This is a genomic window from Cronbergia sp. UHCC 0137, assembly GCF_034932285.1.
In the GTDB taxonomy this organism is placed as follows: Bacteria; Cyanobacteriota; Cyanobacteriia; order Cyanobacteriales; family Nostocaceae; genus Cronbergia.
Map to the genome: position 1 here is coordinate 1,716 of NZ_JAYGHC010000003.1, position 12,821 is coordinate 14,536.

Sequence of the window (12,821 nt, forward strand, 5' to 3'; positions counted from 1 at the left end):
TTAAATAAACTTCTAAATCGCCTAAAAAATCATGGGAAATATGAAGACTGACTTGAATATCTTGCACAGTCACAACTTCAATAGGCGCAGTTAAAGAGATATTACTTTTAACTCCTTGTTGATGATCATCAGGAATAACTATGGGTGTATTATTTTTAAGCTGGATTTTCCGGTTGGTAGATGTCACCACTGCTACTTGTTGGGCTGCTCGTACCGCCTTAGCTGCGTTCACCTTCCCATAACCAAACCACTGACAATGACCATTACTATCATAACTACCCTCTCGTAAACCTAATTGGGGGTCAGGATCAAGATCAACAATTTTATCAGCCGTTTCCTGAAGAATCCGCTTCACCTGTTGAGCCGTTAAATTAGGATTAACCGATAAAACCAAAGCCGCAACCCCAGCCACAATAGGAGTAGCACTAGAAGTACCACCGAAATTATTAGTAAAATTACCAGGGTCGTAACCAGCAACCCCCAACTGGTCTGTCGTAAATATACTCATACCGTACAAAGAAAGAGCGATCGCTGGTTGAGTGTGAACAAAACCCAACTCCTGAAACCACATCCCCGGAGGAGCATTATTACTAGGAGCGCAAACAGCAATATTCGCACCCCAATTACTATAGGCCGCCTTCTTATTCAAGCTCGTAGACGCAGCCACAGCCATCACATCAGGATGAACAGCAAAACCACTCAACCAAGCCGTCTCACCCTTTAAAATCTCCTTTGGCCAATTTCGTTCATTTACGGTACCTGCAACCGGACGATTGGCATTGCCCGCAGCAAATAAAATTACACAACCCTTACCATTGCGTCCCAGAGTTGCAGCCCTAGTAATAGCCGCCTTTTGCCGCAAAGATAAAGGAAAATAAACAGCAGAAGCTCCCCAGCTACAAGAAATTACACTCGCACCTTGAGCAACAGCCCAATTAAATATATTCTCAACAGATTGATCATCCAAAAAACCAGTCGTGCGAATCGGCATTAACGCACAACCAGGAGCAACCCCCACAATTCCCGTACCATTTTCCTCCGCTACAGCCAGCCCCGCGCAAGCAGTACCATGACTTGTTTCCTTTTCCCCAGGTAAAGGTAAAAAATCATTTTCCTTCAAATCTCTCGGCGCAACAATCTTACCCTGACCTTGAAAATCTGGGTGATTCAAATCAAAAGAATCATCCACCACCGCCACCACCACAGAACGCACACCACGAGTCACGTCCCAAGCCTGTTCTACCGCAATATGAGAACCCGCCGCCAATTGACTACCACCCTGATGATTGAGATACCATTGTTGGGGATAAAGAGCATCACTGGGTTTGTAATGTGATTCCTGTTGAATCAGGATATTTGGTTCAGCCGCTAAAACCTCAGATAGTGCTTGTAAACGATTAGTGATTTTAATGGGATTTTCCGTAGCTTGTTTACTTACCAGAAACACAAAAGTATTAGGTAGACCCAAAACAGGCTGATCTTCGATTAAGCTAAAGGAGAGAGCCATAGACCTAATTTTACTCTCATCCACCCATGTAGCAAATTGAATCGTAATTTGATCACTCAAATAGACAAAAGTACCGGGATGATCTCGCAGTTTGTAAACATGACTGACGAAAACCACATTTTTATCAGCCCGTGCCTTCAACATCACCCCTTCTAAATCCCCAGATTCCACAGTAAACAGTTCTAATTGTGCTTGGGGAATACTACGCCGCCACACAGCACCACTAACCTCATTAGCTGACCCAAAACCATCTAGACGCATAGTAAAGCGATCTACAGCCTTCTCTAACATCAACTCCTCACCACCACGTTGTAGAATTAATCCCTGGTTAGTGATTAGAGCATCAGAGGCATCGACATATTGGGGCAGTCCATCATTGTTATCGCTCATAAAAAAAATAGTTAATCAACAGCAAAAAAAGGAACTCTTTCAAACCGATTTCCAGTCTAAATCAAAGAAACTTATTCCATAACGTTGCTTTATCTCTTACACAAACAGAGTTAAGATATCCTAAGTTTCAATACATTTTCTACAAACCTGTTCTAATAATTAGCCTCGTTAAACTGATCTTGTTTCCGTTCTTTTTCTCTAAAATCTCAAGACACGTTCATTTCTCACTTACCGGATATTTTTTATGCACTCTGCTGTTATGTTCTTAATTCGCTTCACCTCCCCATCACTGGTCGTTATCTTTGGACTATTATTACCCGTGAATGCTCAAGTACCACAGTTGCCCAGTCAGAATGGCGAGATACCAGCCAGTCAGCCAAAAGAATCAAACACCCTCAGTCCCACAGGACAAAGTAACAGTCTTTTGAGTATAGAAGGAGGCCAACGTCTGCTCAAAGAATCAGATGATGCCGTTTCTGCCCAAAAATACGATGTAGCTGCCAAAAAACTCCTAGAAGCACGTCAGTTGTTTAATCAGCTATCCAATTTGTATCAGGATCTCAACTCCAGCTTTTCGGGAATTGACAACCGAGTATCAGATTCTCAACGCAAAAAAGCCCTAGACACAGCCCAACTACGAGATGAATCTACCTATCGGTTAGCATTGGTACATCGTTCTCTCAATCAGCCAGATTTAGCAATCCCATTGTTAATACAAATTATTAAAAGTCAAAACCCAACCAGAGAATTAGGTAAAAAAGCTTATCAACAATTAGTCGAATTAGGTTTTGTTGATATACAGTATCCCCGAACTGGCGCTAAGTAGATTGGTAATTGGTAATTGGTAATTGGTGATAAATTAATTATTCCTCCCCTCCTGCCTCCCCTGCCCTGACAGGTGTAGGTATTTTACAATCAAGAAGAGTTGGCAAAAAGAAGTGAGAAAAACCAGGACACAATCAATGGAAACCATTGGCAGATATAGTCCCCCAACCAGGACAATCTTGATCAGGTCAAGTAGTCTGTTTTAAAACTAATCCACTGGCTTGTACACTACTTGCTCGTTGGGATCTGGGTTATAAGGATTCTTGGCTCATTCTCACTGATTTGCCACCTAATCAAGCTGATGCTAGTTGGTATGGTTTGCGTCCCTCTACTGAATGTGTTTATCGTGATCTTAAAAAAACCATGCAGATTATCCAAAGTCTCCATACAGCCATTTTGATTACAAATCTAGAACGCTCTGAAAACTTCTATGGACAAGTATTAGGATTAAATAAAATAGAACGCACCCTTAAATACCCCGGTGTATGGTATCAAATTGGTGATTCTCAACTGCACCTGATTGTTGCTGCTGTTGTCCCAACGGAAAATCAAGCCGAAAAATGGGGACGTAACCCACATATCGCTTTCAGTGTTGCTAACCTAGAAGCAGCCAAAGCCAAATTACTGAGTCACAATTATCCAATTCAACCCAGTGCCTCCGGTCGTCCTGCAATTTTCACCAAAGATCCTGACGGAAACGTGATCGAATTACAGCAGATTGCAAATAATTAATTCTCTCTGCGCCTCTGCGTCTCTGCGTGAAAAAAAAAGATGAAAATCATCGCCTATATATACAGTAATCCCCTCTTAGAAACTGCACCAGAAGAGAATAGCTGGGGTTGGGAAATAGATAAAGTCTACCAAGATTTAGGAAAAGAGCGATCGCAATTACAAAAATTATTCACCGACTGTAAAACCGAACCAGCCAACTATTTATTAATTCGCCGATTAGAGGAATTAGGGGATAATGTAGAACAAGTGAGCGATCGCCTCCGTGAATTTGAAGAAATGGGTATAATTGTTATCTCTACAGAACAACCCTACACTTCAGACGCAGTTAAACTTCTCACACTCCTACAACAAATCCAATATCAACAACGCAGTCGCCGTATCCGTCAAGGACACGCCCAAAATCGTCTTGATTCTGCACCTCCACCGGGAAAAGCACCCTATGGCTACCGCAAAAGTAAAGATAAATATACCATTGACCGCAGTACCTCACCTGTAGTTAAGGAGTTTTTTGAACACTTTATCCTCTATGGATCTTTGCGAGGTTCAGTCCGTCATTTGGCTAAAAAATATGGTAAAAAAATCTCTGTCACCACTGGAAAGCGTTGGTTGACGAATCCAGTTTATCGGGGTGATACAGCTTATCAAACAGGCGATATTATCTCTAATACTCATGTAGGGATTATTTCTAGGGAAGAAGCCGCCCAAATTGACCGATTACTACGGCGAAACAGTCGATTACCATCCCGTACCGCCAGCGCCCCCCGTTCTCTAGCTGGGTTGGTGGTTTGTAGCCAGTGTCAATCCCAAATGATTGTTACCCGCGTTACCCAACGCCATCAAGATAAAGAGTATTTATATTTACGCGCCCTTGACTGTCCCCAAACTCCTAAATGTCGGGCTATAGCTTACCAAACAGTTTTAGAAAGGACGATAGAAACCGTTTGTCGAGATTTACCTGTGGCGGTGGCTGGGGTAAATTTTCCCCAACTTGATAGTATTAAAGATAATATAGGGAGAGCGATCGCTCGTCAGCAAGAAATTCTCCAACAGTTACCCCCTTTAATAGAAACAGGGGTTTTAGATTCAGAAACAGCAAAGTTAAGGGCTTACAAAATCCGTACAGAAATTTCCCAACTGGAAGCCAAGTTAGCAATTCTCCCACCCGTTAATTTGCGTTCTGTTGCTCAAGCCGTATCTATTCCCCAATTTTGGTTAGATTTATCAGAAGTAGAACGACGTTTTTATCTAAGAGAATTTATTCGTCAAATTAATATTATTCGCCATCATCAAGAATGGAATTTAGAAATTATCTTTATTTTCTAAACCATAAAACTCCCACTCATTTTATTAAAGCACCCTACAAGATCAGCGATCAGAACTTAGCTGGTTATCGCTATTATCCATAGTCTGTTGATTGCTAATTCTCCGAGCATTAGCGCGGCGCTCTAACTGATTCCTATACTTGTTGTAATCTTTTTTTCTTAGATTTACCCGTACCTGACGGAGAAGTCCATAGTGGTGATCAAAGTCTCTTTCAAATGTTGCGGGGCTTACCACTAGATCATGAACCATGTCAGCCAAATGGCTTATTAGGGAAAGCTTGAGCTGGAGAGACATAAGATTCTCATTGTTAAGGAGCGTTTGTTTATCTGCGTTTAATCCTGTTCCTTCTGAATTAAGTGGATTAATCCATTGACCATGAGCAAGTCTATTACGAATCTCTATAACTATTATCAGGTCATTGACTAGGGTATCTTTTATATCTGTGTATCGGTCATTGTTTTGGCTACCTAAAGACTGCTCATTAAGTGATGCTGCTGCAATTCCATAGTGTTTACGAAAGGCTAGATCAACTGTCTCTTTCCACCATTTTAACTGTGTTTTCTTTGATTTTACTTGTTCTCGTTCAGCAGAAGTAAATCCAAACTCTTCGTGAAGCAACTTCTGTAAACGACACTCAGCCCATGCTCCAATCAGAAGCGTATAAATTCGGAGCAGGCTTCTCAGGCTACTTTCTGGATCTTTACGCGCAATCGTTTCTCTAGCTAACCGAGAGATATTTCTGAGAGCTACCTCAAGTTCTCGAAGATTCTCAACGTGATATCTGTATATCTGTGATGGATTCCGTTGGACTGAACTTTCTGATGTCATTGTGAAGGTTTGAGAAATTCACGGCGGGGGAATCGAACCCCCGCTAATACTCCGCCGAGGCGGGATGTTTTCCCTTACACCATCGTGCGAAATTAAGTTATAGCAAATCTAGTTTACAAGTTATTATAAGGAAAATTTCCGTATAATATTTTTGCATACAACTATATGGTAATCATTACAGGCGATCCTTGTCAAGTTATGCAGAATTTTTCTAGATAATATCCCTATTGGTGTGTCATACAGAATTTTTCCGTATAACCGAAAAATAAAGCAACCCAACCAATTACACCACATTCAAATATCAGCCAAGCAACACACGGCAAAAAATCGCTAAAAATGTGGAAATTAGAGCTTTAGCGTAGCTTACCGTAGCGATCGCCCCCATTCCAGAACCAAAATATCACAATATTGTCCGCTCTGAGGATTGGTTATATAGCGTTAGGGTAGCTTACCGTAGCGATCGCTTCTCTACGATATCGCACTACTCTATTACATTCATAATTACGCTCCTAAGCTCTTTATCAGGAGGACGCTTTTGAAACTGCTCATGACTATAAATCCATAATGGTCTAATAATAAGTTTACCTTCATTGACCAGATAAATAAGTCGAACTTGTCCAGAAGCACCTTGCCCTACTTTTATTTCAAGTTTGTGAAGAGTCCATTCATTTGGAATACTTATTCCTCCAGGTAATGGTTCATCTCTAGAATTTCTAGGATAAACCTCATGCAACAAGTCTTTCAGGATTGCGGCAATTGTGTTGGGAAAATCGTTGTCGTATGCTTTGCTTTTAGCCAACTTCTTAAAAGTTCTTTCAAAGCTATCTGTCTTTTCAAGAGAGAAGGGAGGTAAGCCAGTCATTTATCTCTTCCTCTTGAACATATTGGGGATCTTTAGCAGGCTGTTTAAAAGATTGCTCGAGTAGATATGAAATTGAAGTCTTGTAAGCAGGATTATCTTGCTCAATCTGTTCCAGCTTATCATAGCCAAGTAATTTCATATCTTCTAAAAGGATAGATTCTGTAGATCGGGCTTGGGATGGAAGTCCTTTCCGTGCTTTCTTCCAAGGAAACTCTACATGAGTCATCCCACTTAAATAGTAAGCATGGTGTTGCCCAAAATAATCCCAAACCTCTTCAAGCACATCCTTTCGATCATCAGCAATCTGTGAAAAAGAATCTTTATCTGGTATTGGGAGTTGTTCAGCTTCAAATTGTGAATAAAAGCGGTAAGCTGGGGGGCAAACAGGTCCATATCGCCACGCTTGAATTTCATCCTCGAATAAAGGCTCATCAAAAAGTGCAAGATGCAAACTTTGTGCGTAGTAAAGAAGTTTTTGCACCTTCATATTAGTCATTTGCTCTTCTCGCCCATCCTCGTAGGCTCTGAGTATGAAGAACTTAGCAACCTGCAAGCAGTTAAACATTGCTTTGCCTCCTAAAATATCCCAAGTCTTATATTATGACACAATCTATATCCATCCTCAAATCAACCTAACTTTCCTGTGGCATAGATTAGTAAATGTGAGACATATCTGTTAATTTTGCAGCACACCATAACAAATCGCTAAAAATGTGGAAATTAGAGCTTTAGTGTAGCTTACCGTAGCGATAGCTTCGCTCGCCGCAGGCATCGCCCCCATTCCAAAACCAAAATATCACAATATTGTCCACTCTGAGGATTGGTTATATAGCGATCGCTACAAGCCCAGAGTGTGTTTCAATGCTTGATCAATTTCTGCTGTCGGCAATGAGCCAATCACACGATGAACCGCTGATATTGCGATCGTTGCCAGATTATCAGTCATCACAACTGAGTCTGTCAACAAGCCTGACTGTTGCCCCTCAAGGGAATTCAGCAAAATAGTGATACGACTGGGATGCCCTGTCCGAAACATTTGGCTGGTAATCATCGCCACAATAATTTGGGGCAGTCCTGTCTGTAAGTCATCTGCTTGCACGATCAATGCAGGTCGTGTCTTTGCAGAAATCAGATTGGAATTTGGAAAGAGAACCAGAGCAACATCACCTCTACTAACCGTTGGCTTTGGCTGCATCATAGTTGTCATAAACACTCATTTCAGGGCTGTTCCAATCGTCTGAAAAGGTAGCTAGACTTGTGCGTAGAGTCTTAGCTTGCTCTCTATCAATTCCTTGAGATGCCAAGTTAATATCATTCAAGCTAACAAAGGTAACAATTACACAAGCCCCTTCAGGTACGTTATTAGGACTTTCTGTGAGTTCTATACGACCGTTGCGGTAAACCCCTTCAACACTTACCAGCATATTTCCTCCTGAAGACTTAATCCTAACAAGATTATAACTTTTGAGGTTACCCCATCACAATTTGCTGTAAACCCCATTCAAATATGAGCCAAGCAGGATTGACACGGCAACAAATCACTAAAAATGTGGAAATTAGAACTTTAGGGTAGCTTACCGTAGCGATCGCTCCCATTACAAAACTAAAATATCACAATATTGTCCACTCTGATGATTGGTTATATAGCATTAGCGTAGCTTACCGTAGCGATCGCTTATAGTTTATTTCATTAACGCAACCTACAAGAACAGCGATCGCTTGATACTGTCGATGTGCAACGGGATTGTTATGCGGTAATTGCTTTGCATTGAGCATACAACTCTTGTGGAACTTGATCAAAATACTTAAATAAAGCAGGGCATAGCCACCCTTCTAGATCAAACTCCGCATTGTAATACCAGTTTCCTCCATATTCTTCGCGTCGCCAATCAAATTTAGCTTGATATCCTGGAAAAGGTTGAGCAGAAAATAATAAGCTGAATCCTGCTTCTGCGTTTGGAATCTTGACAACCATTCGGTCAATTATACGATCTGCTCCTGCAACGAAAGGCTCTCGTAGCAAACCAACCTTATCGTCATCAAACACCCACATCTCGTCGTATTTGTATGGATGTATAACCATGATTGAATTCATATCACTATCTCAACTCAATAATTACAAATGCTAGGGGATAAACAGACGACTAACGCCTAGATAATTTTCAAGGTAAAGAGCAATCTCAATCAAGCGATCAACACATTCTTCTCGATATTCTCGTTCAACAATCCGATCAATATTTGCGATAGTAACTACAGGCAAGGAATTTGGTAAACATTCTTCTCGAATTACTTGTTCTAAAGAATCTTCACCCTTCATGCTACGGTTAGCTGTTAGCAAAATCATTTGATTCTCTTGAGCAAATCGCTAAACTACTCTGTCGCTGCTGGTAATTGGTAGTTCAACTTCATCGAATGACATAAAACGAATTGGTAATGTTTCTAGCCATCCTTCAGAAGTAAGACTTCCAAAAAGCATGAGCGATTGCCCTTCAATATTATGATCGATTAGAAAAATCACTGGCTTATTGCTGCTCGTTTAGATTTGGGGGTCGTCAGTGTTCATCAACCCTACATCTTGAACACGAACTATATCTAATTGGGGCAATCGTCTCACTAGACCACGCAATATAGCCCCGTTAAAATTTTCGTCGGCTAAAAAGCGCACAGGGATCTATCTCCCCTTTGTTTGAGAACGGGCAAGTAAGCGTTGCCTCAAATCAGATATATTGTGCTTTTGAGAAAGTTGCTGCCTTAGTTGCTGAGATTGATGGCTGCGTTGCTCTAAATAGCGATCGATTTCCTGGCGATGGTTTAAATAATAGGCGATCGTGCTATACACATCTTCTAAATTCAAAACCGAGAACTGAATAGCAATTTCTTCTGGAGTCGCTCCATGATGATAAGCTGCTAGAACACTATCGAGGGTAACGCGACTTTGACCTATACGAATTCCTCCAGCCTCATCCCACCGAAATGGTGGAGCAGATACTTTAAATTCAAGTTGTATGCTCATAATTCTTAACTTAATATATACTGCTATTATAGCCAACCAATTACACCCCATTTAAATATTAACCAAGCAGCACACAGCAAAAAATCGCTAAAAATGTAGCTTAGGATCGTGGATTTAATAAGGTGTCAAACTTAGTGATACATCGCCCATTACAAATTTGGCAGCTATTGGACAGCTAGATTTGCTGCAAAGACTGTACAACCGCATCATTATTCCAGTAGCCGTCTACAATGAGATGGTAAATGTTGGTAAACCTGTTCCAGGCGCTACAGAGGTGAGAACTGAAAATCCTTAAATCCTGATTGAGACAGTAGGGTGTGTTAGCGAAGCGTAACGCACCAAAATTGATTAAATTTAAGCTCATGAATTAATGTGCGTTAAGTCTCGCTCATAATTTAATGTATGTTTCATGATATTTTTACGAGCCATCTGTTGTAATCAGCTTAAAAATTAAGACTTATTTTTATTCAAGCATTCTTTTAACTCTTTTGCTAGTTCAGATAAAAACTCTGGCTGATGTTTAATTATCCATTCTGTAATTTTGTATGAGTGTGTGGTTTTTTTAAACTCTAATCCAGTTCCACAAAAGTTTTGAAACAATTTTTCAAGAAGATTTGCTCCGTGAACTTTTAATAACCAGTTATCGTCTGAAATTGTTTTCATGTTAATACCTGGAAATAATTTTTCTTTTTCTCTATTATCAATGTTTTTTTGTTCAATACTTTTAATATTTTCAAGATTGAGATATTCCTTGATTTGATTGATGGTGATAGGTATTTCTAACCCACCTTCTTCATTAATTATTTCTGCTATTGCTTCTGGATTCAGAATATAGTTTTCATACATACGTCTTTGTAAAAAATGAAAATGTTCGTTCTTATCTTTTAACTTTTTAATTTTATCATCATCCTTATTTTCTCTATCGAATATGAATGCAATAGCGGGAGGAAACAAACCTGCTCCTACAGTTAATCTTTTATAAATATCAGCAACACGCTCAGATAGTTTTCCATCCAAGAGAGCATCAGGACTACCAACAGGTAAGATTTTAATCCCCATTAAAGGTATTTTAAGTATTTTTTCAAGTATCAGTGGATAGCAATCTTGCTCAGTTTCTCCTTCCACCCAAATAATACTATCAGCACCAAAAACATCAGATAATCTAACCCCTAATTCTGTTAAAATTTCCTTTTGTAGCTTTATCTTTTCTTCATCCATAACAGCTGATGCAGTTGTTTCACAATTTTCATATTTCAGCTTGATAATATTAGTAGGATCTGCCGTTGTGATAATATCTGGTGAATGAGTAGCAATAAAATATTGATGTTGAGGAAATTGTTTAATAGTCTCAATCAGCTTTTTCGCTGCACCTGGATGTAAGAATGATTGTGGTTCATCAATAATTAATGTTCTAGGTTCTTCAGAAGAAACTAGGATATATACAATTGCTAAAACTTGACCAACTCCACTTCCACATGAAGAAAGAGGAAAGGATAAATCATCTCTATTAAGTTCTTCGGTCATCCAAACCTTAATTTCAACCTCTGAATTATCTCTTGGTACTACAGAAATATACTTTATTTCATCTAAAATGCTTGAAACTTTTTTATTAAACTCCGAGAAAGTCCCTGGTTTTTTACCTGGCAATATAGATAATACTTCGGCAAGATTAGAAGCATCTGATTTTAGTTGATTATTATTTTCAAATTTGCAAATACCAATATTTAGACGTTCAGCTTTAAATCTATAACTACGGCTTACAAAAATGTCAAATAATTTCTTGCCTATGCTATCCTCAACTGTTCCTTTATAATTAGAAAATTGTCCTCCTAATCTACAATATGTGTCTTCATCGTCATATTCATTATATTCAAGTTTCAATTTTCCATTATCATCATAATTAAGTTTGTAAAATCTTACTCTGTCGGAATAAAAAGTTGTTTCATAAGAATCAAAATTAAGTAATTTAATAAGACTTTCTTTCTCTAATTGTTTAGAGCTATTTAGAGTTAAATTTAATTTACAAGGATCTGAGTTTTTTAGAAAATCTTGAAATTTTTTAAATGCTTCCTTTGTTTTGTCATTAAAAAATTCTACTTCCGTTAATGGTTCTCCTGGCGAAGTTGCACAATAATATTCCTTATCATCATAGTATAGTTGAGGAATAGCAATATGAGTATTAGAATAAATCTCCTTAATGAAATTCCACAACTCCTCTTTTTCTATATGCAAAGTAATTTCTATTCTTGATTCGTCTTCTATCCTAGAACTCTTATTTGGTAATCTCTTTATTCGATCAGGATATTTTTCAAAATCCAAAATTCTATGCGGCTGATATTCAAAATTCAGAGTCAGCACTTCAAGTAAAGATGTTTTACCTGCATTATTTTTTCCAACAATAATATTGATACCAGGAGTAAATTCCATTACCCCAGAGTCGAAATAAGACTTATAATTGTATACTCGCAGCTTCTTGATATACATCTTGTGTCATTTATTTACTCAGTTAATTCTATTATTAGCGATTTCACGTAATTTGCCAAGTTCAATTAAATAAACTCATTATAGCGGTGCGTTAAACACTTGACAGATGTTAATGACGAATAGAGTTAGCCTAGCTTACTGTAGATATGGCTGATATTAAAAATGGTAAAATATAAAAAAATACTGAGATAACATAAGGCTTTTGTCATCCCATATTAGTGCGGTGCGTCAGACAGAGAAAGTCTGTTAGATGCTCAATTATAGGGTCTGACGCACCCTACAAGAGATAGAATTGATAGTGCTTATTTAATAGATTCTGTCAAGGCGTAAGTTATATAAATTTAGCCTTTTTCCCAAAACTGTCGCAAAATTTCTCCTGGTTTTCTATCCCAAGTGTCAATATGCTCATATATTAAGCCATCTGGATTTAACTTATAAGTTGAATCACCGTTGAAAAATAAACGTGCTTGCCAAGGAACACGCAAAACACCGCGCACAGTCCATTTAGCTACTATCTTATCCTCCGCTAATTGACTGACTTCGTGGAGATCAAAGGCAATTTGGGTAAAAAATAAGTGGGCATGAAATCGCAAAGTCCAAAATATAATCCGATAGTTGAATTTGCCTTTAAATTTGTTTACCGGATCACAAAAATAAATATCCTGACTGTATATATCATAAGAAATGTCTTGCTCAAACAGTGTTGGTAAGTCCTGTTGAATGATTTTAATAACTTGTTCTATTTGTAATTGAGATTCCACCAATTTAATCCCTTTTCATTATATTTTGGCAGGAGGCAGCACTTCTCTACGAGACGCTTCGCGGTAAGCGTCAGCTATGCCGTTAGGCTTTACGAC

The 12,821-nt window shown here is 38.8% G+C and carries 14 protein-coding genes and 1 pseudogene; 4 read left to right on the plus strand and 11 right to left on the minus strand.

Annotated features, from left to right (window positions below; translation table 11 throughout):
- The coding region (locus VB711_RS01585) for a S8 family peptidase (RefSeq protein ID WP_323283925.1) at positions 1 to 1,897 on the minus strand (1,897 nt) is incomplete at its 3' end.
- Positions 1,898 to 2,141: 244 nt separating this feature from the next.
- On the opposite strand from VB711_RS01585, the gene VB711_RS01590 reads away from it, so the two are divergent.
- The 3 genes from VB711_RS01590 (at position 2,142) to VB711_RS01600 (ending at position 4,777) form a co-directional block, all read left to right on the plus strand.
- Entirely contained in the window at positions 2,142 to 2,723 is a 582-nt protein-coding gene (locus VB711_RS01590; RefSeq protein ID WP_323283926.1) for a hypothetical protein, read from the plus strand.
- Between the two features lie 362 nt (positions 2,724 to 3,085).
- Entirely contained in the window at positions 3,086 to 3,454 is a 369-nt protein-coding gene (locus VB711_RS01595; RefSeq protein WP_323284084.1) for a VOC family protein, read from the plus strand.
- 39 nt (positions 3,455 to 3,493) lie between these two features.
- A complete protein-coding gene (locus tag VB711_RS01600; protein ID WP_323283927.1) occupies positions 3,494 to 4,777 on the plus strand; it encodes a recombinase family protein in 1,284 nt (427 codons plus the stop codon).
- 42 nt (positions 4,778 to 4,819) lie between these two features.
- Here VB711_RS01600 and VB711_RS01605 read toward each other — a convergent pair whose 3' ends face one another.
- The 8 genes and pseudogenes from VB711_RS01605 to VB711_RS01640 form a co-directional block, all read right to left on the minus strand.
- Positions 4,820 to 5,605 (minus strand): hypothetical protein, encoded by a 786-nt coding sequence (locus VB711_RS01605; RefSeq protein WP_323283928.1) that lies wholly within the window; start codon positions 5,603 to 5,605, stop codon positions 4,820 to 4,822.
- A gap of 481 nt (positions 5,606 to 6,086) precedes the next feature.
- Positions 6,087 to 6,467 (minus strand): hypothetical protein, encoded by a 381-nt coding sequence (locus tag VB711_RS01610; protein WP_323283929.1) that lies wholly within the window; start codon positions 6,465 to 6,467, stop codon positions 6,087 to 6,089.
- Positions 6,439 to 6,963, minus strand: coding sequence for a Panacea domain-containing protein (locus VB711_RS01615; RefSeq protein WP_323283930.1), 525 nt, complete (start codon positions 6,961 to 6,963; stop codon positions 6,439 to 6,441). The genes VB711_RS01610 and VB711_RS01615 overlap by 29 nt, the downstream gene beginning before the upstream one ends.
- A gap of 342 nt (positions 6,964 to 7,305) precedes the next feature.
- Positions 7,306 to 7,674 (minus strand): type II toxin-antitoxin system PemK/MazF family toxin, encoded by a 369-nt coding sequence (locus tag VB711_RS01620; RefSeq protein WP_323283931.1) that lies wholly within the window; start codon positions 7,672 to 7,674, stop codon positions 7,306 to 7,308.
- Positions 7,640 to 7,891, minus strand: a complete 252-nt coding sequence (locus tag VB711_RS01625) for a hypothetical protein (protein ID WP_323283932.1) — start codon at positions 7,889 to 7,891, stop codon at positions 7,640 to 7,642. Before VB711_RS01625 ends, VB711_RS01620 begins: the two co-directional genes overlap by 35 nt.
- A gap of 323 nt (positions 7,892 to 8,214) precedes the next feature.
- On the minus strand, positions 8,215 to 8,550 hold the full coding sequence (locus VB711_RS01630) for a DUF6717 family protein (protein ID WP_323283933.1): 336 nt from the start codon (positions 8,548 to 8,550) through the stop codon (positions 8,215 to 8,217).
- Positions 8,551 to 8,592: 42 nt separating this feature from the next.
- Positions 8,593 to 8,985: pseudogene (locus VB711_RS01635) on the minus strand (ACP S-malonyltransferase).
- A gap of 153 nt (positions 8,986 to 9,138) precedes the next feature.
- Complete coding sequence (locus VB711_RS01640) at positions 9,139 to 9,480, minus strand: DUF433 domain-containing protein (RefSeq protein WP_323283934.1); 342 nt, start codon at positions 9,478 to 9,480, stop codon at positions 9,139 to 9,141.
- A 157-nt stretch (positions 9,481 to 9,637) separates the two neighbouring features.
- On the opposite strand from VB711_RS01640, the gene VB711_RS01645 reads away from it, so the two are divergent.
- A complete protein-coding gene (locus VB711_RS01645) occupies positions 9,638 to 9,775 on the plus strand; it encodes a hypothetical protein (RefSeq protein ID WP_323283935.1) in 138 nt (45 codons plus the stop codon).
- A gap of 155 nt (positions 9,776 to 9,930) precedes the next feature.
- Here VB711_RS01645 and VB711_RS01650 read toward each other — a convergent pair whose 3' ends face one another.
- Together VB711_RS01650 and VB711_RS01655 are read right to left on the minus strand one after the other, a co-directional pair.
- Entirely contained in the window at positions 9,931 to 11,964 is a 2,034-nt protein-coding gene (locus VB711_RS01650) for an AAA family ATPase (RefSeq protein WP_323283936.1), read from the minus strand.
- A 341-nt stretch (positions 11,965 to 12,305) separates the two neighbouring features.
- Positions 12,306 to 12,725 carry a DUF2358 domain-containing protein gene (locus tag VB711_RS01655; RefSeq protein ID WP_323283937.1) on the minus strand — a complete coding sequence of 140 codons (420 nt, stop codon included), beginning with the start codon at positions 12,723 to 12,725 and terminating at the stop codon, positions 12,306 to 12,308.
- Positions 12,726 to 12,821: the final 96 nt, after the last annotated feature.

Coding starts and splice junctions, on each gene's coding strand:
- VB711_RS01615 (WP_323283930.1), bottom strand. CDS start 6,963: ATGACTAATATGAAGGTGCAAAAACTTCTTTACTACGCACAAAGTTTG.
- VB711_RS01610 (WP_323283929.1), bottom strand. CDS start 6,467: ATGACTGGCTTACCTCCCTTCTCTCTTGAAAAGACAGATAGCTTTGAA.
- VB711_RS01590 (WP_323283926.1), top strand. CDS start 2,142: ATGCACTCTGCTGTTATGTTCTTAATTCGCTTCACCTCCCCATCACTG.
- VB711_RS01650 (WP_323283936.1), bottom strand. CDS start 11,964: ATGTATATCAAGAAGCTGCGAGTATACAATTATAAGTCTTATTTCGAC.
- VB711_RS01595 (WP_323284084.1), top strand. CDS start 3,086: ATGCAGATTATCCAAAGTCTCCATACAGCCATTTTGATTACAAATCTA.
- VB711_RS01625 (WP_323283932.1), bottom strand. CDS start 7,891: ATGCTGGTAAGTGTTGAAGGGGTTTACCGCAACGGTCGTATAGAACTC.
- VB711_RS01640 (WP_323283934.1), bottom strand. CDS start 9,480: ATGAGCATACAACTTGAATTTAAAGTATCTGCTCCACCATTTCGGTGG.
- VB711_RS01600 (WP_323283927.1), top strand. CDS start 3,494: ATGAAAATCATCGCCTATATATACAGTAATCCCCTCTTAGAAACTGCA.
- VB711_RS01630 (WP_323283933.1), bottom strand. CDS start 8,550: ATGGTTATACATCCATACAAATACGACGAGATGTGGGTGTTTGATGAC.
- VB711_RS01605 (WP_323283928.1), bottom strand. CDS start 5,605: ATGACATCAGAAAGTTCAGTCCAACGGAATCCATCACAGATATACAGA.
- VB711_RS01620 (WP_323283931.1), bottom strand. CDS start 7,674: ATGACAACTATGATGCAGCCAAAGCCAACGGTTAGTAGAGGTGATGTT.